Origin of the sequence: Fictibacillus nanhaiensis (assembly GCF_023715445.1) — a bacterium.
Taxonomy (GTDB): Bacteria; Bacillota; Bacilli; order Bacillales; family Fictibacillaceae; genus Fictibacillus; species Fictibacillus nanhaiensis_D.
Genome location: NZ_JAMBOD010000001.1, coordinates 491,122 through 516,193 on the forward strand (window position 1 = coordinate 491,122; position 25,072 = coordinate 516,193).

Consider the following 25,072-nt stretch of genomic DNA (forward strand, 5'->3'; position numbering starts at 1 on the left):
CACCCCGTTACGGCTTGATTTTTTCCATAAAGGAAATAATTTTTTCTTCAGAAAGCGATTCACTTGTTCTTCCAACAACTTTCCCATTTTTGTCAATGAGAATAGTAGTTGGGATCGGACCAATACCATATGCTTTCGTCACTTCTCTTTGCTTATCCATCGGAATTGGGAAGGATAAACGATAACGGTCTGCAAAATTCTTAACAGACACATTTGTTTCACTTACATTTACTGCAAGGATTTCTACCCCTTGTTTCTTATAGGTTTCATATTGTCTCTGCATATATGGCATTTCCCGTTCACAAGGCTTGCACCATGTGCCCCAAAAATTAAGGAAAACACCTTTGCCACGGTAATCCTCTAGTTCTACCCGATTGCCATTAAGATCAGTAAGTACAAAGTTAGGAGCCTTATCTCCCTTTTTTATGTAAGTACCACTATCCTCGTAGATACTGTTATAAATTGTATAACCGATCGCAATAACTAATATGGCAAGCAAAGCAGAGCGAAACCAGAATCTTTTCTTTTTCAAAAGTTATCCGCTCCTTTAAGCCGCTTCCATTTTACTATAACTTGAAAAAAAAGCCTATCTACGGCTTTTTTTTGACGTTTGTGTGACAGCCATATTTCTCAGCTGTTTAATTTCATGTGGTGTTAACTCTCTAAATTCGCCTGGATTCAATCCTTTAAGATCAAGGAACCCATATCTCTCGCGCTTTAACTTCATTACCGGGCAGCCAATTGCTTCTAACATACGTTTTACTTGGCGGTTCTTGCCTTCGTGAATCGTTAGTTCCACAATTGCAGTTCCTTTTTTCTTATCGATAGACGTAACTTTTGCTTTAGCTGGTGCTGTCATTCCATCTTCAAGGCGGATTCCTCTTTCAAGCTGCTTTATCTTTTCACGTGGCGGAATTCCTTTTACTTTTGCAATGTAAACTTTATCCAGCTGATAGCGCGGATGCATCAACACGTTTGCAAATTCTCCGTCATTAGTCATGATAAGGACACCTGTTGTGTCATAATCTAACCTTCCAACAGGAAAAACACGCTGCTCAATCATATCTTTAAAATAGTCGGCAACTACTTTTCTCCCTTTGTCATCAGATACTGCTGTTATCACTCCAGAAGGTTTGTACATCAAAAAATAAACGGGCTGTTCCCGTTGAATTTGAATTTCGTTCACTTCAATTTTATCTTTCGTTCCTACCTTTGTGCCTAGTTCCGTTACAACATTTCCGTTTACTTTCACTTTACCTTCACGGATTAGTTCCTCAGCTTTTCGCCGGGATGTAATACCGCTTTGGGCAATCACTTTTTGCAATCGTTCCATCATTTCACCTCATGTCTCATCATACCTTCATTATTCGTAATTCTCAACCTTGATAAACGTAAAAAAGAGCCTCTGTGGCTCTTTTTGTTCGTTTTATGAATAAAACAAGAGAGTAATGGCTGCAATTGATGCTAAAAAGCCGATTAAATCCGCCAAGAGACCAACTTTCAAGGCATACTTCATTTTCTTTATTCCAACTGCTCCAAAATATACAGTTAGTACATAAAAGGTCGTATCTGTACTTCCTTGTATCGTTGAAGCTAATCTTCCGATGAAAGAATCTGGTCCATGAGTTGCAATCAAATCACTTGTCATGCCAAGGGCTCCAGTACCTGAAATGGTTCTCATCAGTCCAAGCGGAACGACTTCTGCTGGAATATGAAACAATGAAAATAGCGGACGCATAGCCATCATTACATAATCTAACGCACCAGAAGCCCTAAAAACAGATATCGCAACAAGCATTCCGACTAAAAAGGGAATAATATTAATTGCGATTGAAAATCCTTCTTTGCCGCCTTCAACAAATGTTTCATAAGTCGGTACTTTTTTATATGTTCCATACAATAGAATGAACCCGATCAAGAAAGGAATAAACCATATCGAAAACGATTGTACAAAAGCCATTTATTTCCCCTCCTTTTGCAAGGAGCGGTAATAATAATATCTATCGATCAATATGGCACCTATGGTTGCAACCGCGGTTGCTAAAAGGGTTGGCGCAACAATATCTGTGGGCGATTGTGAATTATAGCTCATCCGGATTGCAATAATGGTCGTTGGGATCAATGTGATACTGGATGTATTAATCGCGAGCAGGGTAATCATGGATCGGCTCGCTTCGTTTTTTCCGCCATTTAAAATTTTTAGCTGTTCCATCGCTTTAATCCCCATCGGTGTTGCTGCATTTCCAAGTCCCAGCAGGTTTGCTGCCATGTTTGATAAAATGTATCCTTGAGCAGGATGGTCTTTTGGAATATCAGGAAACAGCCATTTTACAATCGGACGAAAGAGATAAGCCAGAACTTCCAGTAATCCGCCTTTCTCTGCTATTCTCATAATGCCAAGCCAGAAAACGAGAATACTAATCATAGCAAAACTTAAGGTTACAGCTTCCTTTGCACTTGTAAAGATAGCCTCGTTCACTTTATCCATATTGCCATTTACTGCAGCAACGACAAATCCGATTACCATCATACCTACCCAAATATAATTTACCATGAGCCGCCATGCTCCTTTGCGATAAAAAACAGCTTGGTCAGCATGTTTTTAAATGAAGTCCATAGCCCGTCTTTATGGGGGTTGATCAAAGCCTTCCCATCATAATAAAGGGGAATATCTGCTATTCTTGTACCATCTAAATCTATAAAATACCTTCCAACAGGCTTAGGTATATCATCATCTTTCCATTCACCCGATTTTGGCAGTTTATACAAATGAATGGAAGAAGAGATCTGATTCATCTCTTCTTTGAGTAGTGGATAGGAGAATGAGCGGTTAGCTTCGACTTTGCCTTTATATCCTTTATCTTTAATGCTTTTAACATTTCCCTCTTTTATAAGCTCTGTCATTTTAAAGGACTGAAAGGCCCATTCAAACATATTCCGATGATCCTCCCAATCATCTGGATCATTTAATGTTACGGCAATTAACTCCATTCCATCCTTTTCTGCTGTTGAAACAAGTGTTCTTTTGGCTCGTTTGGTATAGCCCGTTTTTCCCCCGGTTGAATTCTCATACAGCTTCAGCATTTTATTTTTGTTGCGCCAGACTCTGTCCCACTTTTCACCGGTCTGTTCTGAACGAAACACTTTAGTAGCAGAAATATCTTTAAACGTATCATTGTTCATTGCATACTTTGTCAAGAGGGCCATATCATATGCAGTCGAATAATGATCTTCATGTGTATCAAGTCCATGAGGATTTCGAAAGCGTGTATGCTTCATTCCGATCTCCTCTGCCTTTTGATTCATGAGATAGGCAAATCCCTCTAAACTGCCTCCAACATGCTCTGCAATCGCCACCGCTGAATCATTTCCGGAACGCAGCATCAGGCCGTAGACTAAATCTGTAAGGGGAATCTTTTCACCTGGCTTTAAATAAAGAGAAGATCCTTCTGTTCTTGCGGCATGCTCAGTTATTGTTACAGTATCCTGCATTTTTCCAGATTCAATTGCAAGGATAGCTGTCATGATCTTTGTAATACTTGCAATCCTCATGGGACGATGCTCATTGCGTCCATAAAGCACTCTGCCTGAAGATTGTTCCATTAATATGGCTGCTTTGGCTGATACACCAGGTTCAGCTTTTGCCTCTTGCGGGAAAACTGCAAGTACAAGCGAGCAAATTACAATATAAATGATAGGTGCAATGATCTGTTTCATTCACAATCCCGCCCTTTAGGTGTTTTGTAAAAGTTTATGCAAACAAGGACAGGTTATGAATGGGATTTACTTCCGCCCGTTCATTGACTCGGAAAGAAACGCTGTTTTTGGCCATGGCTGTTTTCATAATCTGTAAGCTCCATAAGTGCTTTCTCTTCCGCTGGAATCCTTACACGAAGCATCAGTATATTTAATAGTGTAAAAAGGATCGCTGTTATGTAAGCTCCAAAAATCAGGGGAATAACGAAAATTTCTAATGAAACGACTAAATAATTTGGATGTCTGATAAAACGATACGGCCCTTTCGCCACTACCTTAGCTCCTGGAAGTAAAATGATCTTAGTATTCCAATACACACCGAGTGACGTAATCGCCCATACACGTACTACCTGTGCCGCCAAAAATAAAACAAAAGGAACAATCCACCAATTCGGCGAGGAAGCACCAAATACTATAACTTCAAGAAACAGAGCGATAAAAAAGGAAACATGCATCATCACCATCCATTTATAATGACTCCCTCCCGCCTCTACCGCTCCTTTGGTCCGGAGAGTTTCCTCATTCTTTTTAGCAATTTTCACTTCAGCAAGCCTCTGAACCACTAAAAAAAACCAAAAAATGAGAAACCACTTCACTTTATTTCCTCCATTCCACCAGTAAAAGCTCTGAAGAAAAACCAGGTCCAAGAGCAGCCATGATTCCTAGATCTCCTTCATTTTGTTCTGTTTCCATAAATTTTTTTAGAACATAAAAAACGGTGGCTGATGACATGTTGCCGTTAGACATCAGAACGTCCTTTGAAATATCGGTTTTGCAAAGAGGCAAACCAAGAGCCTCAACATATGCTTGAAGGACTTTTTTTCCGCCGGGGTGTGCGATAAAATGTTTGATCTGTTCACTTGTTAATTGATTTCGGTTTAAAAACTCATCCACGTTAGGTTTCAGCCATGTACGAATTACATTCGGAATATCACGTGAAAAGACCACATAAAGACCTGTATCTTTTAATTCCCAGCCCATTACATCCTCTGAATGAGGTTTTAAAGTCGACATCGTATCCGTAATATAGGGACTTAGTGCTGTTGACATGCTGACATCGGATTCGTCTCCGCAAATAAGAGCGCAGGCAACTCCATCAGCAAATAATGACGTTCCAACCAAATTGCTTTTTGATAAGTCTTCATGCTGAAAGGTTAAACTGCAAAGCTCTACACTCAGTACAAGCACATTTGATTTCGGATATGCTTTGCAATAATCAAACGCCCTTGAAAAGCCGGAAGCACCGCCTGCACATCCTAAACCCCAGATTGGAATACGTTTTGTGTGAGATGAAAAAGGAAGCACATTCATGATTCTCGCTTCGATGCTTGGTGTAGATATCCCAGAACTCGAAATAAAAAAGATAGCGTCAATATTTTCATATGGTATTAAAGGGCTTTCCGAAGTTCCCATCACTTTCTCAATGCATTCAGCGCCAAGGTTTGTAGCAAAGTCTATGTATAAATCATTTTTTTCCTGAAAACTTCTTTTCTCTTTAAACCATTCAATTGGCATAACAAAATATCTGGAAGAAATCTCTCCATTCTGAAAAACTTTTAATAAACGTTCTATGTCTGAAAAAGCATCTTTAAATAAGTTTCTTGCAAACTCCATTGTTTCTTTTTGCGAAAGTTTATGGGGCGGATTAACGGTTTCCACTGATGCTATTCTCGGCAAAAGAATTCTCTCCTTCAACTCGATTTACTTATTTGTTAATTTACCCTTAACCCTTCATTTAAAACAGAACACGGTTGATTTCCGCTCACACGTGCTCGCTTTCCGGGAGGGGTTAAGGTGAGCCACGGGGAAAGATGTGAAGTGCTGCTCCTGCGTCTACAAGAAAATTCTGCCGAAGTCAGCTTCCTCGTCGCATGTTTGTCGAGAAGAATAATCAGGGGTAGCTGCTGCTCCTGTGTCTACAAGAAAAACAACAGCGAAGCGAGCTTCCTCGTCGCATGCCTTGCGAGAAGATTACTCAGGTAGCTGGCACGCTGCTCCTAGCCGTAGTCTCGTACCTTCCGCTCCAATCAATTTGTCAACGAAGGGTCTTCACAAAAAAACGACCCAAAAAGAAAAACGCCAAAAATAAAAAAGCAGCCAATCACATGACTGCTTTAATCAATTTTATTGAAATGGTTTTAAAAGATTGTTTAATGATTTTTCATCGGGATTAAGAAAAAGACGCTTAAATTCTTCAAAATCATTAATATAAACTCTTTTTCTTTTTAAATATGAATCATTTTTACTAAGTGCCGTTAATGCTGCTAATTCACGAATCTTATACTTCTGCAGATAGTGCTTCCAGAAGTCATGCTGTTTTAATTCATCCTCCAGCTGTTCTTCAAAGTAGCGTACATACAGAAGATGAAAAGTATGTTTTTCACCATTTAATTCGTACGATGCTTCTGAACGGTTAAAGAAATCCTCTGATGTATTTGGTTTTTCTTTTTCTAATTCAATTCCATCTATATGATGAATCAGCAAAGCGTTTCCCCCTTAGTTATCTTCTAAAGATATGGATTCTTGAAACTTTGAAAAGAATAAATCTGCTTCTTGTTCAACGCTCTCTTCCTGAATGTTATCTGGAAGAGGAGGCAGTTCTTTGATTGACTGCAGTCCAAAATGATCCAAAAATGCTTTTGTAGTACCGTATAGAATCGCCCTTCCTGTCCCTTCAGCTCTGCCTACTTCTTTTACAAGTCCTTTAGCAGATAAAGTCTGCAGCGGCTTTTCTGTTTTTACCCCTCTGACTTCTTCAATTTCTGATCTTGTTATAGGCTGCTTGTAAGCAATTATTGCAAGTGTTTCAAGTGCTGCTTGTGAAAGTGTAGAATGACTGGGGGTTTGGACAAGACGTTCGAAATACACCGCATGATCGGGTTTCGTGACGAACTGAAGTGATCCTGCATATTCAACTATGGTCATTCCCCTATCCGGTGAAAGATAGATTTCTTTAAGCTCATCAATATAAACATCTATTTCACTGCTGTCTTTTTCAAGCACCTGCGCGATTTGTTTTCGTTCGATACCTTCATCTCCACTGACAAAGAGCAATCCTTCAATTACTGCTTTTATTTCATTTCGTTCCAAATCTTTTTACTCCTCTATCATGGTAATATAAATTTCACTAAAATGGTCTTGCTGTTCACAATTGATGCTTTTCACTTTCATTAATTCCAAAATAGCAAGGAAAGTGACTACTACGTGTTCTTTTGAGCTTTTATCAAAAAGGTCAGTAAATCTTTTCTTTCCTCCTACTGAAAGGGATTGTTTTATCTGTTCCATTCTGGTCTCGATCGGAATTTCCTGACGTTCTATCGTCGTTTGCCTTGGTGCCCGTGTGACTTTTTCCTGAAACACTTTCTGCATAGCCTGAAGCATGTCATAAAGCGTTACATTTGTTACCTGCTGAGCAGTTTCTTCTTTCTCGAACTGGCTGAGATCCAGCGGCTCACGTGTATAGATCAGGCTTCTGGCAGCTTCTCTTTCTTTTAGTTCGTCTGCTGCGTACTTATACTTTCTATATTCAATCAGCCTTCTTACCAGCTCATCCCTTGGATCTTCTTCCATATCCAATTCCATCTGCTGATCCAGAAAATCCTCTTCATGCTTTGGCAGAAGCATTTTACTTTTTATGGCAAGCAAAGTTGCAGCCATTACTAAATATTCACTTGCCACATCAAGCTTAAGCTCTTTCATCGTATGTATATATTGCAGGTATTGTTCGGTGATAATGGCTACCGGAATATCGTATATATCTACTTCGTATGTTTGAATTAAATGAAGCAGTAAATCAAGCGGACCTTCAAATCCATCAAGCTTCACACTATATTGCATAACATTTCCCCAGTTTTTCTCGTTTTTTGTATTATAAAATTATATCATATTTTCAGCTTACAGAAGCTGTATTTTTAATACACTAAGCCGTATGGTAAACTTAGAACGGAATAGTAAAGGGGTGTGGACACAAGTTGAAATATCCGGAAGCTTGGATTGACTATTTAATCTATTTCCATGCGGATCAAGACTTTTTTGAGTGTCATGAAGTGCTTGAAGAGCATTGGAAGAACGAAGGCATGAAGGGGAATCTTTGGCCCGGACTAATCCAGATCGCTGTAGCGCTTTATCACCAAAGACGCGGGAACATAAACGGCGCTAAAAGAATGATATCGAGCGGCATTCAAAAACTGTTAACAGAAAAAGAAGCGCTCCATGTATTAGGACTTGAAACGGACATTCTCTTTCACTTGTTAGAAAAAAGAAAAATTGAAATTGAACAACAGAAAATTTTTTCGTCAATTTCCCTGCCGTTATCTCCATCATTGCAAGAAGCTTGCCTTATAGAAGCTGAAAGAACGGGAAAGGATTGGAGTACAAAAGCTAATCCAGACGATCAGATCATCCATAAACATAGATTAAGAGACCGTACTTCTGTTATCGAGGAGAGAGAAAAACAAAAACTTCAAAAGAAGAGGATTCTTTAAACTTCTGATGTAGAATAAACGGGTAAAAATTATTTATCCCACGTTAAGAGGAGAAAAACCTACATTATATCGAATTTTCGACAAAACCGTGTTAATAAACGAACAAAAAAAGCTCCGGAAATACCGGAGCTTTCATTATTTTGTTTAGAAAGATTACTCTTCCCACACCTTAACTTCTTTCATTACATCACCTTGATTAATTCGAAGAACAGTGTCCATTCCTTCTGTAACTTGTCCGAAAACAGTGTGAACGCCATTTAAATGCGGCTGCGGCTCATGTACGATAAAGAACTGGCTTCCTCCCGTGTCACGGCCAGCGTGTGCCATGGATAATGATCCTGCAACGTGCTTATGAGGATTTCCTTCTGTTTCACAAGGGATAGAGTAACCAGGACCACCAGCTCCTGTTCCAGTTGGGTCTCCACCTTGTGCCACGAAACCAGGAATTACACGGTGGAAAGTAACACCATTATAAAATCCCTCGTTTGCAAGCTTTTCAAAGTTTTCTACTGTTCCAGGTGCATCTTCCTGGTATAGATCAAATAAAATCTTTTCGCCATTTTCGAATTCAATTGAACCTTTTTTCATTAAAATAGGCCTCCTTATCTTTCATTCACCTACCATTGTACGGCGAAATGAAAGCCCAGTAAACTAATTTACACAAAAACCTTTGTTTTTAACGGTAAATCCTGTCTTACTAAATCTTCATACGTTTCGCGCTTAACAACAAGCTGTTCTTCGCTGTTCTCTACAAAAACAACAGCTGGACGCTGGATACGGTTATAATTGTTAGCCATACTGTATCCGTAAGCACCGGTACAAGACACTGCCAAGTAATCTTGATCAGTTACTTCAGGCAGCTCCAAGTCCCAAATAAGCATGTCTCCGCTCTCGCAGCACTTGCCAGCAATCGAAACTGTTTGGGACGGCTTTTCATTCATTTTGTTCGCCGTATAAGCGTCATACTTCGCTTGATAAAGAGCAGGACGGATATTATCTGTCATACCTCCGTCAACGGAAACATAATGTCTTACGCCTTCAATCTCTTTTTGTGATCCGATCGAATAGATTGTCGTACCAGCATCACCAACAAGTGATCTTCCCGGTTCAATCCATAATTCGGGCATGGTTCTTCCTTCGAACTGACCCATTTTACGGCTTACCTCATCAATCATAGCCATGACATATTGTTCGGGCTCAAGCGGTGTATCTTCAGATGTATACTGAATACCGAATCCACCACCAAGATTCACTACCTCTGGGAAATAACCATGGCTGTCTTCCCAAACCTTAAAGTGGCTGAACAGCTTATCTATTGCTAAAGTAAACCCTTCTGTTTCAAAGATCTGAGACCCAATGTGACAGTGGACACCTAGGACTTGAAAAAGCTCAAAATCAAGCACTTCCTTTAAAGCTTTATCTGCTTGCCCGTTTCCAAGGTCAAAACCAAATTTAGAATCTTCCTGTCCTGTGATGATGTAATCATGTGTATGTGCTTCGATGCCTGGCGTCATACGTAGCAAGATTTTTACTTTTTGGTTGAGCTTTCTGCAAAGGATTTTTAACAGATTTATTTCGTAAAAATTGTCTACCACAATACACCCTACACCTGAGGCAAGTGCATATTCCAATTCCTCAGGGCTCTTATTGTTGCCATGGAAATGAATTCTTTCAGCAGGAAATTCCGCTTGCAGTGCTGTATAGAGTTCTCCTCCTGAAACAACATCAAGGCTTAAGCCTTCCTGTTCCATGAGCTGGATGATAGCAATCGATGAAAAGGCTTTGCTGGCATAAGCGACCTGATAACCTACACCTTTTTCTTCAAATGCTTTTTTAAAGCCTCTCGCTCTTTTTCTTATTAAAGCGACATCATACAGATAAAGCGGTGTGCCGTACTTTTTTGCAAGTTCAACGGTATCTCTTCCACCTACCCATAGATGATTGTTTTCTCCTATTTTAGCTGTACCATGTAGATTCACAATTAATCCCCTCTCCATGTTGATGGAGCATTCAATCCCGACAAAAACAAAAGACAGCCGCAATTAAGGCAGGCTGTCATAACCGTGCCCTCATGTCGGAATAGCTCTCCACTACTGTTGTAGTGACAGTCCGCTGCTTGTTCAGCATCGGCCCAGCATAAAAAGAGATGGAACTCTTTATACACTTCGGCAAATTGACCTTTCGACATATTTCATCGTCTTCCATGAACTCCATATGCTACTTTTTCGTTTTGCGCCTCTACCTCAAATGAGGCATATATATTGAATTAATTATGAATTTTAGCATAATATTTCTTAATCCACAAGGGACAGATACATTAGTTTGGCTGCTTTTTTCTATTCTGCGGATGTACGATGCTTGGACGAATCTTCGAAAATGGAACCGCCACTCTAACCAGTACCTGAAATAAAGCTTTCCCGTTAAACGGTAAAAACGGCCATAAATAAGGAGTATTTATATTTTTTAAGCTCGCCATATATAGAATAAACAAAGTAAGGCCTATGACAAGACCGGGCACTTTAAAAATTATAACAAGAGTAAGCAGTACTAATCGCATCAGAATATTTACTGAACTTAGCTCAAAGCTTGGCGTTACGAACGAACCGATGGCCGACATTGCCACGTACAAAATGACTTCAGGTACAAACAAGCCTACATCGATCGCAATTTGTCCAATTAACACAGCGGCGATCAGACCCATGGATATGGCTAGCGAGTTCGGTGTATGAATCGATGCCAATCGTAATAAATAGATACCGAATTCTGCTAACATGATTTGAATATAAATCGGTACATTCGCATTTTTATTTGGACCAATATAATCAATTTCCTTTGGCAGCAAATCAGGGTCAATGACATAGAGAAGCCAAATCGGGAGCAAAATGACAGAAGCGAGCATGCCGGCAAAACGAATCCACCGTAAAAAAGCACCAATAACAGGAGTTTGGCGGTATTCTTCCGCATGCTGCACATGGTGAAAAAAGGTAGTAGGCGCAATCATGATACTTGGAGATGTATCAACGATAATTAAGACATGACCTTCCATTAAGTGTTGTGAGGCTACGTCCGGTCTTTCTGTATAACGCACAAGCGGAAATGGATTAAATCCTTGTTTGAAGATAAATTCCTCAATTGTTTTATCCGTCATAGGGACACCGTCAATCTCAATGCTATTTAATTCCTCTTTGATTAATTTCACTAGTCCGGGATCTGCTACATCCTGTATGTAGGATACACAAATATCCGTCTTCGATCGCACACCAACTTGCATCATTTCATTTCGTAACCGTTCGTCTCTTATTCTTCTCCGTATTAATGATGTATTCATAATAATATTTTCTACAAAACCATCTCTTGAACCCCGAACCACCTTCTCGGTATCCGGCTCTTCCGGTTGTCTGCCAGGATAACTTCGGACGTCCACGATAAACGCTTCGTCTTCACCTTCCACAAAAATGGTGATCAAACCTGAAAGCAGCTTGTCAATTGATTCGTTCATGTATTTTGTTACTTCTACTTGAGGATGAGTAAGATGGTTTTGAATAATTTCTTTCACATTGGAAGTGGCCCTGTGACCGTGGTCCATATCCATTAGCTCTCTCATGATTTCCACAATGAATAATGTTTCACAATGTCCATTTAAATAATAAATGTGAACTTCCTTTTTCAGTAACGACAGTTTTCGTACACCGACATCAAAGGTTACCCCAATCCCCAGCCTATCTGTTAATAATTCTTCATTCTCTTTAATTTTTTTGCTTATCGGCGTTTTTTCTTTCTCTTTTGTTCGATTCATTGAAGTCGCTCCTTTCTAAAATGAGTTTGATAGCCATTACTGTTATCGGAGCCCCTTTTTCAACCGAATCAAAACCGGCCATTTTACCGATATCTCCTATACCAATCACAAAAGGGAGGTTCAATTCATCAAGAATATAAACCGTATCCCCGTTGATTCTTCCTGTTTCCAAATCAGGCAAACCGCTTTTATCGATGCCAAACTCTGTCAGCTCTCCATAGCGGTCGATCGAACAATGGACTTTTGTCCATTCCGCAAAATGAGTCTTTGAAGCAACGGCGACAGCTCCGATTACATCTATATCATTTTGTTTATGAATGTATCTCATCGCATGTTCTCCCGGACCTTCCCCTCTAAAGCCGCAATCATCAAACATTACTAGTACTGGATCATGAGGTGTATTCCGGATCATCTCAGCAAGTTCTTCTCCGCTTTTTTTCGATGGGTTGCCCCAAGACTGCGAAATGCAGCGGCCGCCAATCATACTGGCAGCATGTTCTACAACACGCAGTGCATAAAGATCGCCATCCGTTATAAAAATGACCCGTTTTTTCACCATTATCACCCTTTTGGTTCAAAGATTACTGCAACTAAAAAGCCAAAAAGAATAGCAGAAGATATACCAGCAGATGTTAACTCAAAAATTCCCATCGCAATACCAATAAATCCATGTTCATCTGCAGCTGCCATTGCACCATGCAGCAATGAATGACCAAAACTGGTTATGGGAACTGTCGCCCCTGCACCTGCAAATTCAATCAAGTTATCATATATTCCGAAAGCATCCAGAAGTGCACCTAAAACAACAAATGAGCTCGTAACATGAGCTGGTGTTAATTTAAAGATATCCATCATTAATTGACCTACTACACAGATTGCACCGCCCACAACGAACGCCCAAAAAAATTCCATCTTAATTCCCTCCTTCCGCCCGTTCTAGTACAACACCGTGAGCAATCGTTGGAATTGTTTCTTTTTGCTGAACCATTACAGGGTTTAAGAGTGCACCCGTAGCTACTATAAATACCTTTTTTAAATTCCCTTTTCGGATTTCATCCAGTATATAGCCGTACGTTACGACTGCCGAACAAGCACAGCCGCTTCCTCCAGCAAAAACTTCCTGATCCGGTCGATACACCATCAATCCGCAATCACGATGATTATCGGATATATCATATCCTTGTTCTTTTAATAACATTTTTACGATTGGGGCTCCAACACCTGACAAGTCTCCAGTCGCGATAAGATCGTATTCATCAGGAGACACATTCATTTCTTTAAAGTGAGCAGCAATCGTATCAGCAGCTGCTGGTGCCATGGCAGAACCCATGTCAAAAGGATCGGTAATCCCCAAGTCGACCACCTTGCCAACCGTTGCTGATGTGATTTTGATATCAGAAATCTCTTTACTTACGAGGGCAGCACCTGCACCTGTTACAGTAAAAGTAGCAGTATCCGGTTTTTGCCCGCCGTATTCTGTTGGATATCTGAACTGTCTCTCCGCAGTAGCATTATGAGAACTGACAGCCGCGATCACCCGGTTAGCATAACCTCCATCTACTAATGCGGCACCTAATGCTAACGATTCCATTGAAGTTGAACAAGCTCCAAAAACACCTAAGAAAGGGATGCCGTTTCCTCTTGCTGTGTAGTTTGCAGATACAATTTGGTTTAACAGGTCACCTGCCAGCAAAAAGTTAATATCTTCCGGCTTCAGCTGTGCTTTTTGTAAACATGCATGAATGGCATCTTCCATCAATTGTCTTTCTGCAAGCTCCCAATTTTTTTGATCACAGTGAAGATTGCTGTAAGTTTTATCAAAATAAGTTCCTAAAGGGCCATCACTTTCCATCGGACCAACAGCCGTTCCAGCTGTATTCAAGTATATGTTGTTTCCAAATTTCCACGTCTGCCTGCCTAATAAATTCAATTCTTCCACTCCTTACATCATTTGCTGAAATATATATCTGATCATGCCAAACACATAAGCGGCGACAGCTCCAAAAACAATTACAGCTCCAGCCAGTTTAAACAGGTTTGTGGCTACTCCTAAAACTAGCCCTTCACTTTTGTGCTCCAAAGCTGCACTTGTACAAGCATTGGAAAAACCTGTAACCGGCACAATGGAACCCGCACCTGCAAACTGGCCGATTTTATCATATACACCTAGGCCTGTAAGCAATGCAGCAATTAAAATAAGGGTCGCAACTGTCGGGTTCCCTGCCGTTTCCTCTGAAAAGTTAAAGAACGCCATATAAAAGTTTTGTATGGCCTGGCCGATTAAACAGATTAAGCCCCCGATCAAAAATGCTTTTAAACAATTAATAATGTAAGGCGGTTTTGGCTGTATTGGTTTAATTTTCTCTGCGTACGCTTGTTGTTCTTCTTTTGTTGCCATTTACATTCACTTCACTTTCTTAATGGTTGATGTAATAAATCCAATGAAATAACGATCCTGTAATTTTCCCAAATACGATTGCCATTAATATAATGATAATTTTTTTCCCGAAGCCTACTCGCTTTGCTAAAATGGGAAGAACATTTAACACTTCGGTTAAAGCTGCAGCAAGCATTCCAACAAAGACACCCGCCAGAAGGCCAATAGGAGCAAGAATGACCTCCGGAAATGAAAAAGCTACATTTCTTAAATTCATCCATCCCCCAAGAACAGCACCAAGTATAATGCTGATCTCGTAACTTCTGATAAAGCGGTATGTTTTCGAAAGCTGCATAAGTCTAGGAACGATACCAAGTACCGTAATCAATGCCACCAGACCTGAACCAACCGTTATTCCGCCGCCAAAGCCAATAAAAGCAATGAGCAAAACTTTAATTCCCATTGATTTTCTTCTCTGTTTCTTTATTTTCATGGACGATGACATACTGGTCGAGGTCTTGCTGATAATTAAACATTTCTACTTCAAGAGGACTTGGTTCTTCATTAAGCCTTTTTCGAAACAGATGATTAAAAAAGAGAATCATTCCAAGTCCTAAGCCAAATGAGTAAGGAACCTGAAGCAGCAGAGGCTGTTCTTTATAATGCCCAGTAATCATGTAATAAATTTTCTGATGAACAAGCTGCATGCTGACGTCCTCATGAAAATTCATTATGGCAAGTGCAGAACCAGTAAAGAGCAATAGCCAGACGAGAACAAAATAAACGGGTGCTAACGTTTTTTGTTTCATCTGGATTTCCAAAATAGTCTGGGCCGGTCCGATAGTCTGGACATCCATTCCCGGATTCTTTTTTTGGATGGTGCCAATGACTCTCATAACATCGATTACGATCAGATGCTTATCTTCAGGGGTTACTTCATGGATAATATATCCTTTGATATTCCTTTCATTTTCATCAGATGCGACGATTTGCGCTACCTCGCCAATCGTTACTTTTTGATGCTGAAGGACTTGAACACGTTGCCGCATACGAAGATATATCACTCTATCCAAACTGCTTCGCCTCTTTTCTTCAGCGCATTTGTGTTTAGTATGCGATTCGACTTTTCTAATCATGCTTAGGAACAGAAAACATCCAAAAACTACCACAAAAAAATAAAACCAGACAGGACTTGTTAAGTCTCCATCTGGTTTTTCATAAACAATAATATTTTCTTTTCGAGTCTGGATACTTGAACCTGTGAAATAGCAAGGCGTTCTGCTACCTCTGATTGTGTCTGGTCTTTAAAATACCGTAAATACACAATAAGTCTTTCACGTTCATCCAGCTTGTCCATTATGTCTTTTAATGCGATCTTATCAAACCATTTGCTTTCCGAATGGTCTGAGATCTGGTCAAGAAGAGTTATTGGATCACCATCATTCTCATAGACGGTTTCATGGATGGACTGGGGGGCTCTTACAGCATCCTGCGCCATGATAACATCTTCCACTGCCACATCCAAGAACTGTGCCACTTCATTAATAGTAGGTGTTCGTCCAAGAGATTTGGATAGCTCATCTTTCGCTTTTCGTACTTTGTTGCCCGTCTCTTTTAAAGAGCGGCTCACTTTTACTGTACCGTCATCCCGGATAAAACGCTGTATCTCACCGATTATCATAGGTACGGCATACGTAGAGAACCTGACATCATAAGACAAGTCAAATTTATCAACTGACTTTAATAAACCGATACTGCCGATTTGAAAAAGGTCATCTGCTTCATAACCTCTGTTTAAAAAGCGCTGAACCACAGACCAGACAAGCCGCATATTTTTTTCAACAATCGTATCACGGGCATGCTGATCTCCTTCCTGACTCTGTTTGATTAATAATTTTATCTCTTCATCCTTAAGAAACGGTTCACTTTTGCTGCCTTTCACCTCGACATCCATAGGCATACTCCCTTAATTACACATTGCTTTATTTTTGGTTAAGTATTTTGTCAAGTGAATCGTAGTTCCGAATGACGGTTCTGAGATGACTTCGACTTCATCCATAAAATTCTCCATGATCGTAAAGCCCATTCCTGAGCGTTCAAGCTCAGGCTTTGATGTGTAAAGAGGCTGTCTCGCTTGATCAAGGTCAGGTATTCCCATTCCTTCGTCACGAATCGTAAGGTGGATGGTATCCTCTTCTATTGCAGCCTCAATATAGACCATGCCTGTAGCCTTATTTTCATATCCATGGATGATAGCATTTGTAACGGCTTCTGAAACTACTGTTTTAATCTCTGTTAATTCATCTACAGTTGGATCAATCTGAGCGATAAATGCTGCAACCGTAACACGGGCAAAGGATTCATTTTGACTTAATGCTGAAAACTGAATTTTCATTTCATTTCTCATATTAAGCCACCCCCAGGGCCTGCAGTGCAAGCTCTTCATCTTCTTCAAGTCTGATTATTTTAAACAAACCGGACATTTCAAACAGTCTTTTTACAGCTGGTGAAATCGCACAGACAACCATTTCACCATCTTGATTTTTAATTTGTTTATAACGTCCTAAAATAACACCAAGACCAGAGCTATCCATAAAACTTAAACCTTCTAAATTTAAAACGATATGTTTTACGGTATGCTTTTTCAAATAATCTTCAACTTGATTCCTTAGCAAGTCTGCTGTATGGTGATCAAGTTCTCCGTCTAAACGGATACACAATACGGTGTGTTTAAGTTCCAGATTGACAGCTAATCCCACGCTATCCTCTCCTTCTTTTTTGGATAACGTGAAGTTCTATAAAAAATAGACGAATTCCTTCACTGATGACAAAACTAGTGGGAATTCGCCTATAAATGTCAAGAATACTGAATCATTACGAGGATTTTGACATTTGTCCTGCTGTACGTTTAAACAATTTCCACCAGGATGCTTTCTTTATTGTCTCTGAAGCTAATACGGGACTTTCCGTAATCAGATCTTTACCGTTCCAAATCTTTAAGGATCCTATCTGCTGTCCTTTTTTAACTGGCATTTTTAGATCTTGATCTACTAAGACTTCTGTTTTTATCTTCTTTGCCGTTTCCCCTTTTTTCAATAAAAGAGAGATGTTCTCAGAAGTTACAACTGGAAGCTTTGATTTATCCGCTTTTTGAACTTTTACTTCTTTTACTATTTCATGGCGGTCGTATAATTTTTTTGTAGAGAACTGAGTGAATGCATAGTCGAGCATTGACGTGATCTGGGCATTTCTTTCTTTTGGTGTCGGTGCACCCATTACCACCGCAATAACCCTCATTCCATCTTTGTTCGCAGTTGCCGTTAAACAATATTTAGCTTCATTTGTAAAACCAGTTTTTAAGCCATCCACTCCTGGATAGAACTTCACAAGACGGTTTGTATTAACAAGCCAGAATTTCTTTTCTGTATCTTCACGCAAATAATCTTCATATTGACCTGTATACTTTGTTACTTCTTCATGTTTAAGAAGCTCTTTTCCCATTATCGCCATATCATGGGCAGATGTATAATGACCAGCAGCAGGGAGCCCGGTAGCATTCTTGAAGAAGGTATCTTTCAATCCTAATTTCTTTGCTTTGCTGTTCATCATATTCACAAAAGAGTCATTTGATCCTGCAATATGCTCTGCCATCGCAACGGATGCATCATTTGCACTGCCGATTGCAATGCCTTTGACCATGTCCTCTACGCGCATCTCTTCTCCTGGTTCAAGAAAGATCTGGGATCCTCCCATGCTTGCCGCATATTCGCTTACACGGATCTTATCATTCCAGCTGATTTTCCCCTTGTCGATTGCTTCCATGATTAAAATGAGCGTCATAATTTTCGTCATACTTGCTGGCGGAAGTTTTTCATGGCTGTTTTTTTCATATAAAACACTTCCGCTGTCCTGTTCCATTAAAATAGCAGAATGGCTTTTTTCAGCTAATTTTACTTTTTCTTTTTCTGCTGCTTCCACTTTTGGAATGGAAAACGACGCTAGCAGACACACACTTAATAAACCCGAAATAACGGCTTTCATACTTTTCCCTCCATTCATATAGCTTTATTTTTTCCATATTTTTTCACTTTATACCGTATTTACCATCTACTTTTATGGTTATAGGTATCTGGGGTTAGTCGCAATACATGGGGTTAATGTCAGTTTTTGTCGTAAGTTCGATATATTTAAATTAACGATTTTTTAGATTAACGTGGGATTATTCTTAATAACGTGGGATTATTAAAATTAATGTGGGATTATAGATATTAAACTCTTTATTAAAGCAACAGTGTACAAATGGTACAAACAAAACCTCAAATTTTCCATCTTGAAAAAACATCTGTTATACAAATTTGCAATCTATCCTTTAAGAACAAGAAAAGAGGCTTAAACTCAAAGGTTTTATCCTTTAAGCCAGCCTCTTTGCAAAATTATTGTTTAATTTCTTTATAAATTAATGGTGGTGCGTCAACCGCATCTTTAGAGATCGTATAAGCACTGCGGATTCTTGATTTTACATCTTCTAGATTTTCAGTATTGCTGTAGATGGTTACAAGAGAATCGCCTTTTGAAACTTGATCTCCGACTTTTTTGTTTAACATTAATCCTACAGCCAAGTCGATCTCAGATTCTTTAGTAGCTCTTCCTGCACCTAAAATCATAGCTGCAGTTCCGATTTCATCTGCGATAATCTCAGAAACATATCCATCTTCATCAGCCGTCAATTCGAATGTATGTGCAGCTTGAGGAAGTTTTTCCGGGTTATCAACGACAGAATCATCTCCACCCTGTGCTTTCAAGAATACTTTTAATGTTTCAAGTGCTTTTCCTGAAGAGATGGCTTCTCTTAACATTTCTCTTGCATCTTCAAGGGAATCAGCTTTCTTGGCCAGGTAAACCATATGAGATCCTAGAGTTAAACAAAGTTCTTCAAGATCTTTAGGTCCATTTCCGTTAAGAGTATCAATCGCTTCCTTGATTTCAAGTGCATTACCGATCGCAAGTCCGAGCGGCTGGCTCATGTCGGAAATTACAGCCATTGTGTTTCTGCCAACTGCATTTCCGATCTTCACCATTGCATTTGCCAGTTCTTCTGCTTCTTCAGGAGTTTTCATGAATGCTCCCGCACCTGTTTTAACATCAAGAACAATAGCATCAGCGCCGGCAGCAATCTTTTTGCTCATAATAGAGCTCGCGATAAGCGGGATTGAGTTTACAGTTGCAGTTACATCACGCAAACCATACAGCTTTTTATCTGCTGGAGTAAGATTTCCGCTTTGGCCGATTACAGCAAGCTTATTTTTATTTACTAGTTCTATGAATTGTTCGTTATCAATTTCAACGTGGAATCCTGGGACTGCTTCCAGCTTATCGATCGTCCCGCCCGTATGTCCCAATCCACGTCCGGACATCTTGGCAACTGGAACACCTAGCGCTGCTACTAATGGTGCAAGAACAAGTGTCGTAGTATCACCAACACCGCCAGTGGAGTGTTTATCTACTTTAATTCCTTCAATTGCGGACAGGTCAATCTGGTCACCAGACTCTACCATTGCCATTGTAAAATTCGCACGTTCTTCCGTTGTCATATCTTGAAAATATACAGCCATAGCGAAAGCCGACATTTGATAATCAGGAATTTCGCCCTTTGTATAGTTTTGAATAATGTGATTGATCTCTGCTTTAGACAATTCTTTTCCATCACGTTTTTTTTGTATTAAGTCAACCATTCTCATATTAAATACACCACTTTCTACTCATATGGCCTGCTACGATAACTTCTGGGATTGTTGACATTCCAAGACGTCTCCGTCAAAAGTACGAAGCAGCTCCCCTTTAAATTTCTTTTACGATTCCTTTTACTAATGAAAGAAAGTTCGCTTTAACCATTTCTGTTGTTTCCATTACTTCATCGTGTGTCAACGGCTGGTCCAAAATACCCGCAGCCATATTTGATATACAGGAAATGCCCAATACCTTCATTCCTGCATGACGAGCGATGATAACTTCTGGCACTGTAGACATTCCAACCGCATCTGCACCAAGAACACGAAGCATTCTTACTTCGGCAGGTGTCTCATAAGAAGGACCCGTATTGCCCGCATAAACTCCTTCTTTTAAAGAAATCCCAAGTTCACTGGAAACTTTTCGAGCTACTTCCTGCAACGATAATGTATACGCTTCACTCATATCAGGAAAACGAACACCAAACGAATTATCATTTGCTCCTATTAGAGGATTATCTCCCATGTTGTTGATATGATCAGTAATCAGCATTAAATCGCCAGCTTCAAAGTCTTTATTAACTCCTCCTGCAGCATTCGTAACAACGATTGTTTCAACTCCGATCAACTTCATCACTCGAATAGGAAACGTTACTTTTTCCATTGAGTAGCCTTCATAGTAATGAAAACGGCCTTGCATTGCTACCACTTGTTTACCGGCAAGCTCACCAATCACAAGCTGCCCAGCATGCCCCTCGACGGTTGATACAGGAAACTCAGGAATTTCTGAATATGGAATGACAACAGGATTCTCGATTTCTTCAGCCAGGATTCCTAACCCTGACCCAAGGATAAGTCCGATTTTTGGTGTAGATTCTAATTTTGATTGAATAAATGCTGCAGAAGTCTGCAATTGAGTTGACATGTTATTTTTCCCCCTTAACCTAAAGCTGGCTTAAAAAGCTTTTTCCAATTTCCGGTTTCTTTACATCATAAATTTCTGCGATAGTTGCTCCAATATCTGCAAATGTATTTCCTACATTTAATTCTTTGCCGTTTTTTATCCCAATGTGATAAACCAACAATGGCACATATTCACGTGTATGATCTGTCCCATGGTGGACAGGATCGTTTCCATGATCAGCTGTAATAATGAGAAGATCATCATCTTTTAGTTTATCCAAGACTTCTGGCAAACGAAGATCAAACTCCTGCAGCGCTTCTCCATATCCTTGAGGATCTCTTCTGTGGCCATAATGCGCATCAAAATCTACCAAGTTCAGGAAGTTAAGACCAGTAAAATCATCGTCCATTGATTGAACAAGCTTATCCATACCGTCCATGTTGGATTTTGTTCGAATTGCTTTTGTAACACCTTCACCATCAAAGATGTCCGAAATTTTCCCAAGAGCAATGCTGTCATAACCGCTGTCCTGAAGTTCGTTCATTACAGTTCTTCCAAACGGTTTTAACGCATAGTCATGGCGGTTTGCCGTTCTTTCAAACGCACCAGGTTTTCCTGTAAAAGGTCGGGCGATGATACGGCCAAGCATATACTTGCCTTCGCGTGTCATCTCTCTGGCAGTTTTACAAATTTCATATAATTCTTCAATTGGAACAACATCCTCGTGAGCTGCAATCTGAAGAACAGAATCAGCTGAAGTATATACAATAAGCTTTCCAGTGTTCATATGTTCTTCTCCAAGCTCTGAAATAATTTCAGTTCCTGAAGCTGCTTTGTTTCCTAAGATGCCCCTTCCCCACTTTTCGGTAAGCATGTTGATCAATTCATCAGGAAATCCATCAGGAAACGTTTGGAAAGGTTCTTGAATATGCAGACCCATGATCTCCCAATGCCCTGTCATTGTATCCTTACCATTTGATAGCTCAGGCAGTTTGGCATAATGAGCCATCGGATTTTCTTTTTGTTCAATTCCTTTCATCTTGGAATCAATGTTTCCTAGACCCATTTTTTCTAGATTTGGAACCTGAAGTCCATTCATATGTTCTGCAATGTGCCCTAATGTATGGGCACCTTTATCACCAAATTTTTCTGCGTCAGGTGCCTCACCAATTCCTACAGAATCCATAACGATTAAAAAAGTGCGTTTAAAACGTGACTGTTTCATTTTTTCCTCCTGCAATTCATAACTTCACTCTATTTACTATTGCCTTTTAATACACACAACAAACAAATTACCTACGATGTCGGAAGTCTGACAACTAAAATCAAAAAGATAACTCACGCCCTCGGATGAAAGGCGGAGTATACATCTTTTAATCTTGTTTTAGATACATGAGTATAGATCTGAGTTGTCGAAATATCGGCATGTCCCAACATTTCTTGAACAGCGCGCAAGTCCGCTCCATTCTCTAATAAATGCGTAGCAAAAGAATGGCGAAGTGTGTGCGGTGTCAATTCTTTTTCTATATTAGCCTTTTTAGCAAGCTGTTTCAATATTTTCCAAAAGCCTTGTCTGGATAACCGGTTGCCATGGTGGTTCAAGAACAGTGCTTCTGTCTTTCTTCCTTTTAACATAGCAGAACGTCCATTATATATGTATCGTTCAATCGCAGACTGTGCCATTTTTCCAAGCGGAATTATTCTTTCCTTGCTTCCCTTCCCGATGCAGCGGATAAATCCCATATCAAGGTGTATATCACTTATGTTTAACTGTACGAGTTCTGATACACGTATTCCAGTCGCATAAAGGAGTTCTAGCATAGCCTTGTCTCTTTGTGTAAAAGGATCATTTGAAGCAGGTGTTTCCAGTAAGGCTTCAACCTCTTGAGGTGACAGGACTTTTGGCAGCTTTCTTTCTGTTTTTGGTGTTTCAATATGTACTGAAGGATCCTGCAGAGAAACCTTCTCCCGGAACAAAAATTGATGAAAAGATCGTATCGAAGCAATGTTGCGTGCAAGCGTTGTGGAAGCCTTACCATTTTCTTTTAAAAATAAAAGATATCCCATAATGTTATTACGTTCAATCCGATCTATGGTTTCAATGGATTCTACTTTTTCCAGAAAACGCACATATTGAGTTAAGTCTCTTCGGTAAGAGTCTATCGTGTTTTTTGAAAGGGCTCGTTCAACAATAATATATTGAAGAAAATCCTGAACATGATCGTTCATTATACCCCTCCTTATTCACCGGTCTGATAGAAATAAAAAAGCCTCTTAATAATGTTAGAATCTTTATCTGAACTTAGGTTAAAAACTTTAACCGCTTTTCCTTTAGGTTCATCATATCTATGGTAATTTTCGTATTCCTGGTTGATCCAAAGCAGACCAAAATAGAAAACCAGTGTGCATAAAGAAAAAGCCAAGAACACTTTTGTTGTATTCCAAACGATTTTCATCCAGGAAATCATCACGTCCACCCCTGTCCCTCTTATAGTACAGGTTATGCCCATATGCTCCCAGATTATACGTAAAAGTTGAAACTACAACTCATACGTTACCCCATTATTAACTTTTTGTAAATATTTCTTTCCAATTAATGCGTTTGCACAATTAGAAGAAAATTTGGCTGACACCAAGCTTTATCCGTCTGCGTTCGTTGACTTATTCTTTAAACCTAAACTTGTCAATGCACTGTATTAAATCAATTACAAGTTATACTTTTATTTAAGTGTAAAAAAGGAAGCGCTACTCTCCGCTTCCTTTGCCATCATTATTTTCTTCGGGGTGACATCTGTGACAGATTCCGTGAAATGTCAGTCTGTGATCTTTAATTTTAAAGTTCCAGCCTTCTTCAACAACTTTTTCCACATCGCCAAGAAGGTCTTCTTGTATTTCATCAACTGCTCCACATTCGATACATACCAAGTGGTGATGAAAGTGATCGGCACCTTCCGTTCTAAGATCATAACGAGAAACGCCATCACCAAAGTTTATTTTATCTACTACTTTTAATTCTGTTAAAAGTTCTAGTGTACGGTAAACAGTAGCAAGGCCAATTTCTGGCGCCTTTTCTTTAACAAGCAAATAAACATCTTCCGCACTTAAATGATCTTCTTCATTTTCGAGGAGGACTCTCACGGTCGCCTCACGCTGTGGAGTCAGCTTATAACTTTGTGAATGCAGCTGTTTTTTGATACGGTCGATTCTGCTTTCCATACCCGTTTCCTCCTTATGTATACACAAGACAATTATAAGCATGGAGAAAAAAGATGTCAATTTAAAGTCATTTTAATTAACGATTTAAACTTATTCCAAAAAGAAAATTATTATTACCTAATGAACTGACCATTTTATTACTTGTTCCATTAATGCAGGAGTAAAAAACGCTTCCAGTGTTGAGGCAAAAAATACCATGATTCCTACTCCGGCAACCAAGAGTGTATACCTAACTAATTGGGGTAAAAAGGGCACATGATGCTTTTTAAATGCCAACTGGCGTATCATTTTAATCGAAAACGCAATGGCAGCCGCGGATACAATGATAAATGCCGGGATCAACAGAATGTTTTGCGGAAGCACTGAAACAAAAGAAAGCAGGAAACCGTACCAACCCATTTGATTAACTAAAAAGCCGACCGTAAATCCAATTACAACCCCTTTAAGGAACAGCATGATTAATATAACAGGGAGACCGATAACAGATAAACCCAGCAGCCACATAAGGCCCATATATTTTAAGTAATGCCCAAAGCTTTGAAAGAACATATCTGATCTACTCGTAAAACCGCCTTCAGCTGCCTGGATAAAAAAGCGGGAAAGGTACGTATACAAATCTTGCTTTTGATTAAGGCTCAATGAATTGACAATGATCGCGCCAAAAATTACTCCCATTAAAAATAAAACACCGACAAAAGCATAAAGCGTTTTATTTTCTTGCAAGTGCTGGTTCATGTAATAACGCAGGTTGTCCATATGCCTTACCTCCTCTGCCAAAACTCTTATTTCTATTCTATGAATCAGCAGAGGAGG

General features: G+C 39.6%; 31 protein-coding genes and 1 riboswitch. Of the genes, 1 reads left to right on the top strand and 30 read right to left on the bottom strand.

Annotated features, from left to right (window positions below):
• Positions 1 to 7 precede the first annotated feature (7 nt).
• The 10 genes from resA to M3196_RS02580 all read right to left on the bottom strand — a co-directional run bounded on the left by resA (position 8) and on the right by M3196_RS02580 (position 7,593).
• Complete coding sequence (gene resA, locus M3196_RS02535) at positions 8 to 532, bottom strand: thiol-disulfide oxidoreductase ResA (RefSeq protein ID WP_251320689.1); 525 nt, start codon at positions 530 to 532, stop codon at positions 8 to 10.
• A 54-nt stretch (positions 533 to 586) separates the two neighbouring features.
• Entirely contained in the window at positions 587 to 1,333 is a 747-nt protein-coding gene (locus tag M3196_RS02540; protein WP_251320690.1) for a pseudouridine synthase, read from the bottom strand.
• A gap of 93 nt (positions 1,334 to 1,426) precedes the next feature.
• Positions 1,427 to 1,960 (bottom strand): spore maturation protein, encoded by a 534-nt coding sequence (locus tag M3196_RS02545; RefSeq protein WP_251320691.1) that lies wholly within the window; start codon positions 1,958 to 1,960, stop codon positions 1,427 to 1,429.
• The gene (locus M3196_RS02550) at positions 1,961 to 2,554 is read right to left on the bottom strand and encodes a nucleoside recognition domain-containing protein (protein WP_251320692.1); all 594 of its coding nucleotides are present in this window, start codon (positions 2,552 to 2,554) and stop codon (positions 1,961 to 1,963) included.
• Positions 2,548 to 3,717, bottom strand: coding sequence for a D-alanyl-D-alanine carboxypeptidase family protein (locus M3196_RS02555; protein WP_251320693.1), 1,170 nt, complete (start codon positions 3,715 to 3,717; stop codon positions 2,548 to 2,550). Before M3196_RS02555 ends, M3196_RS02550 begins: the two co-directional genes overlap by 7 nt.
• 80 nt (positions 3,718 to 3,797) lie before the next feature.
• The gene (locus M3196_RS02560; protein ID WP_251320694.1) at positions 3,798 to 4,352 is read right to left on the bottom strand and encodes an isoprenylcysteine carboxyl methyltransferase family protein; all 555 of its coding nucleotides are present in this window, start codon (positions 4,350 to 4,352) and stop codon (positions 3,798 to 3,800) included.
• A gap of 1 nt (position 4,353) precedes the next feature.
• On the bottom strand, positions 4,354 to 5,433 hold the full coding sequence (locus tag M3196_RS02565) for a type III polyketide synthase (protein ID WP_251320695.1): 1,080 nt from the start codon (positions 5,431 to 5,433) through the stop codon (positions 4,354 to 4,356).
• Positions 5,434 to 5,880: 447 nt separating this feature from the next.
• Complete coding sequence (locus M3196_RS02570) at positions 5,881 to 6,240, bottom strand: hypothetical protein (RefSeq protein WP_251320696.1); 360 nt, start codon at positions 6,238 to 6,240, stop codon at positions 5,881 to 5,883.
• A 12-nt stretch (positions 6,241 to 6,252) separates the two neighbouring features.
• Positions 6,253 to 6,846, bottom strand: a complete 594-nt coding sequence (gene scpB, locus M3196_RS02575; protein WP_251320697.1) for an SMC-Scp complex subunit ScpB — start codon at positions 6,844 to 6,846, stop codon at positions 6,253 to 6,255.
• 6 nt (positions 6,847 to 6,852) lie between these two features.
• Positions 6,853 to 7,593, bottom strand: a complete 741-nt coding sequence (locus M3196_RS02580; protein ID WP_251320698.1) for a segregation/condensation protein A — start codon at positions 7,591 to 7,593, stop codon at positions 6,853 to 6,855.
• A 134-nt stretch (positions 7,594 to 7,727) separates the two neighbouring features.
• Between M3196_RS02580 and M3196_RS02585 the strand changes: the two genes are divergently transcribed.
• Positions 7,728 to 8,240, top strand: coding sequence for a DUF309 domain-containing protein (locus M3196_RS02585; protein ID WP_251320699.1), 513 nt, complete (start codon positions 7,728 to 7,730; stop codon positions 8,238 to 8,240).
• Positions 8,241 to 8,393: 153 nt separating this feature from the next.
• On the opposite strand, the gene M3196_RS02590 is transcribed toward M3196_RS02585, so the two are convergent.
• The 20 genes from M3196_RS02590 to spoIIM form a co-directional block, all read right to left on the bottom strand.
• Positions 8,394 to 8,828: a peptidylprolyl isomerase gene (locus M3196_RS02590; protein WP_251320700.1), complete on the bottom strand. Its 435-nt coding sequence runs from the start codon at positions 8,826 to 8,828 to the stop codon at positions 8,394 to 8,396.
• A 68-nt stretch (positions 8,829 to 8,896) separates the two neighbouring features.
• Positions 8,897 to 10,219 (bottom strand): diaminopimelate decarboxylase, encoded by a 1,323-nt coding sequence (gene lysA / locus M3196_RS02595; protein WP_251320701.1) that lies wholly within the window; start codon positions 10,217 to 10,219, stop codon positions 8,897 to 8,899.
• A gap of 93 nt (positions 10,220 to 10,312) precedes the next feature.
• Positions 10,313 to 10,489, bottom strand: a riboswitch (Lysine riboswitch).
• Positions 10,490 to 10,557: 68 nt separating this feature from the next.
• Positions 10,558 to 12,036: a spore germination protein gene (locus M3196_RS02600; RefSeq protein ID WP_251320702.1), complete on the bottom strand. Its 1,479-nt coding sequence runs from the start codon at positions 12,034 to 12,036 to the stop codon at positions 10,558 to 10,560.
• Positions 11,987 to 12,595 carry a stage V sporulation protein AE gene (locus M3196_RS02605; protein WP_276531217.1) on the bottom strand — a complete coding sequence of 203 codons (609 nt, stop codon included), beginning with the start codon at positions 12,593 to 12,595 and terminating at the stop codon, positions 11,987 to 11,989. The genes M3196_RS02600 and M3196_RS02605 overlap by 50 nt, the downstream gene beginning before the upstream one ends.
• A gap of 2 nt (positions 12,596 to 12,597) precedes the next feature.
• The gene (gene spoVAE, locus M3196_RS02610; RefSeq protein ID WP_251320703.1) at positions 12,598 to 12,948 is read right to left on the bottom strand and encodes a stage V sporulation protein AE; all 351 of its coding nucleotides are present in this window, start codon (positions 12,946 to 12,948) and stop codon (positions 12,598 to 12,600) included.
• Position 12,949: 1 nt separating this feature from the next.
• A complete protein-coding gene (spoVAD, locus tag M3196_RS02615; protein ID WP_251320704.1) occupies positions 12,950 to 13,966 on the bottom strand; it encodes a stage V sporulation protein AD in 1,017 nt (338 codons plus the stop codon).
• Between the two features lie 12 nt (positions 13,967 to 13,978).
• Entirely contained in the window at positions 13,979 to 14,434 is a 456-nt protein-coding gene (gene spoVAC / locus M3196_RS02620; RefSeq protein WP_251320705.1) for a stage V sporulation protein AC, read from the bottom strand.
• A 19-nt stretch (positions 14,435 to 14,453) separates the two neighbouring features.
• Entirely contained in the window at positions 14,454 to 14,876 is a 423-nt protein-coding gene (locus tag M3196_RS02625) for a stage V sporulation protein AB (RefSeq protein ID WP_251320706.1), read from the bottom strand.
• Complete coding sequence (locus M3196_RS02630) at positions 14,866 to 15,486, bottom strand: stage V sporulation protein AA (protein ID WP_251320707.1); 621 nt, start codon at positions 15,484 to 15,486, stop codon at positions 14,866 to 14,868. The genes M3196_RS02625 and M3196_RS02630 overlap by 11 nt, the downstream gene beginning before the upstream one ends.
• 122 nt (positions 15,487 to 15,608) lie before the next feature.
• Complete coding sequence (gene sigF, locus M3196_RS02635; RefSeq protein WP_251320708.1) at positions 15,609 to 16,367, bottom strand: RNA polymerase sporulation sigma factor SigF; 759 nt, start codon at positions 16,365 to 16,367, stop codon at positions 15,609 to 15,611.
• Between the two features lie 12 nt (positions 16,368 to 16,379).
• Entirely contained in the window at positions 16,380 to 16,820 is a 441-nt protein-coding gene (gene spoIIAB, locus M3196_RS02640) for an anti-sigma F factor (protein WP_251320709.1), read from the bottom strand.
• Between the two features lies 1 nt (position 16,821).
• Positions 16,822 to 17,172 carry an anti-sigma F factor antagonist gene (gene spoIIAA / locus M3196_RS02645; protein ID WP_251320710.1) on the bottom strand — a complete coding sequence of 117 codons (351 nt, stop codon included), beginning with the start codon at positions 17,170 to 17,172 and terminating at the stop codon, positions 16,822 to 16,824.
• A gap of 115 nt (positions 17,173 to 17,287) precedes the next feature.
• Positions 17,288 to 18,454: a D-alanyl-D-alanine carboxypeptidase family protein gene (locus M3196_RS02650; protein WP_251320711.1), complete on the bottom strand. Its 1,167-nt coding sequence runs from the start codon at positions 18,452 to 18,454 to the stop codon at positions 17,288 to 17,290.
• Positions 18,455 to 18,846: 392 nt separating this feature from the next.
• Positions 18,847 to 20,151 (bottom strand): pyrimidine-nucleoside phosphorylase, encoded by a 1,305-nt coding sequence (locus tag M3196_RS02655; RefSeq protein WP_251320712.1) that lies wholly within the window; start codon positions 20,149 to 20,151, stop codon positions 18,847 to 18,849.
• 100 nt (positions 20,152 to 20,251) lie between these two features.
• Positions 20,252 to 21,064: a purine-nucleoside phosphorylase gene (locus M3196_RS02660; protein WP_251320713.1), complete on the bottom strand. Its 813-nt coding sequence runs from the start codon at positions 21,062 to 21,064 to the stop codon at positions 20,252 to 20,254.
• 19 nt (positions 21,065 to 21,083) lie between these two features.
• Positions 21,084 to 22,268: a phosphopentomutase gene (deoB, locus tag M3196_RS02665; protein ID WP_251320714.1), complete on the bottom strand. Its 1,185-nt coding sequence runs from the start codon at positions 22,266 to 22,268 to the stop codon at positions 21,084 to 21,086.
• Between the two features lie 113 nt (positions 22,269 to 22,381).
• Entirely contained in the window at positions 22,382 to 23,272 is an 891-nt protein-coding gene (gene xerD, locus M3196_RS02670; protein ID WP_251320715.1) for a site-specific tyrosine recombinase XerD, read from the bottom strand.
• 11 nt (positions 23,273 to 23,283) lie between these two features.
• The gene (locus M3196_RS02675) at positions 23,284 to 23,511 is read right to left on the bottom strand and encodes a YqzK family protein (RefSeq protein WP_251320716.1); all 228 of its coding nucleotides are present in this window, start codon (positions 23,509 to 23,511) and stop codon (positions 23,284 to 23,286) included.
• A 277-nt stretch (positions 23,512 to 23,788) separates the two neighbouring features.
• A complete protein-coding gene (locus tag M3196_RS02680) occupies positions 23,789 to 24,259 on the bottom strand; it encodes a Fur family transcriptional regulator (RefSeq protein ID WP_251320717.1) in 471 nt (156 codons plus the stop codon).
• Positions 24,260 to 24,376: 117 nt separating this feature from the next.
• Entirely contained in the window at positions 24,377 to 25,015 is a 639-nt protein-coding gene (spoIIM, locus tag M3196_RS02685; protein WP_251320718.1) for a stage II sporulation protein M, read from the bottom strand.
• Positions 25,016 to 25,072: the final 57 nt, after the last annotated feature.

What these genes read in the sequence shown, in the direction of transcription:
- sigF (WP_251320708.1), bottom strand. Translation starts at nt 16,367, where the DNA reads ATGGATGTCGAGGTGAAAGGCAGCAAAAGTGAACCGTTTCTTAAGGAT.
- M3196_RS02625 (WP_251320706.1), bottom strand. Translation starts at nt 14,876, where the DNA reads ATGGGAATTAAAGTTTTGCTCATTGCTTTTATTGGCTTTGGCGGCGGA.
- M3196_RS02680 (WP_251320717.1), bottom strand. Translation starts at nt 24,259, where the DNA reads ATGGAAAGCAGAATCGACCGTATCAAAAAACAGCTGCATTCACAAAGT.
- M3196_RS02655 (WP_251320712.1), bottom strand. Translation starts at nt 20,151, where the DNA reads ATGAGAATGGTTGACTTAATACAAAAAAAACGTGATGGAAAAGAATTG.
- M3196_RS02590 (WP_251320700.1), bottom strand. Translation starts at nt 8,828, where the DNA reads ATGAAAAAAGGTTCAATTGAATTCGAAAATGGCGAAAAGATTTTATTT.
- spoVAC (WP_251320705.1), bottom strand. Translation starts at nt 14,434, where the DNA reads ATGGCAACAAAAGAAGAACAACAAGCGTACGCAGAGAAAATTAAACCA.
- M3196_RS02550 (WP_251320692.1), bottom strand. Translation starts at nt 2,554, where the DNA reads ATGGTAAATTATATTTGGGTAGGTATGATGGTAATCGGATTTGTCGTT.
- M3196_RS02580 (WP_251320698.1), bottom strand. Translation starts at nt 7,593, where the DNA reads ATGCAATATAGTGTGAAGCTTGATGGATTTGAAGGTCCGCTTGATTTA.
- spoIIAB (WP_251320709.1), bottom strand. Translation starts at nt 16,820, where the DNA reads ATGAGAAATGAAATGAAAATTCAGTTTTCAGCATTAAGTCAAAATGAA.
- M3196_RS02540 (WP_251320690.1), bottom strand. Translation starts at nt 1,333, where the DNA reads ATGGAACGATTGCAAAAAGTGATTGCCCAAAGCGGTATTACATCCCGG.
- spoVAE (WP_251320703.1), bottom strand. Translation starts at nt 12,948, where the DNA reads ATGGAATTTTTTTGGGCGTTCGTTGTGGGCGGTGCAATCTGTGTAGTA.
- M3196_RS02545 (WP_251320691.1), bottom strand. Translation starts at nt 1,960, where the DNA reads ATGGCTTTTGTACAATCGTTTTCGATATGGTTTATTCCTTTCTTGATC.
- M3196_RS02675 (WP_251320716.1), bottom strand. Translation starts at nt 23,511, where the DNA reads ATGATTTCCTGGATGAAAATCGTTTGGAATACAACAAAAGTGTTCTTG.
- M3196_RS02555 (WP_251320693.1), bottom strand. Translation starts at nt 3,717, where the DNA reads ATGAAACAGATCATTGCACCTATCATTTATATTGTAATTTGCTCGCTT.
- xerD (WP_251320715.1), bottom strand. Translation starts at nt 23,272, where the DNA reads ATGAACGATCATGTTCAGGATTTTCTTCAATATATTATTGTTGAACGA.
- M3196_RS02600 (WP_251320702.1), bottom strand. Translation starts at nt 12,036, where the DNA reads ATGAATCGAACAAAAGAGAAAGAAAAAACGCCGATAAGCAAAAAAATT.
- M3196_RS02650 (WP_251320711.1), bottom strand. Translation starts at nt 18,454, where the DNA reads ATGAAAGCCGTTATTTCGGGTTTATTAAGTGTGTGTCTGCTAGCGTCG.
- deoB (WP_251320714.1), bottom strand. Translation starts at nt 22,268, where the DNA reads ATGAAACAGTCACGTTTTAAACGCACTTTTTTAATCGTTATGGATTCT.
- M3196_RS02605 (WP_276531217.1), bottom strand. Translation starts at nt 12,595, where the DNA reads ATGGTGAAAAAACGGGTCATTTTTATAACGGATGGCGATCTTTATGCA.
- spoIIM (WP_251320718.1), bottom strand. Translation starts at nt 25,015, where the DNA reads ATGGACAACCTGCGTTATTACATGAACCAGCACTTGCAAGAAAATAAA.
- M3196_RS02660 (WP_251320713.1), bottom strand. Translation starts at nt 21,064, where the DNA reads ATGTCAACTCAATTGCAGACTTCTGCAGCATTTATTCAATCAAAATTA.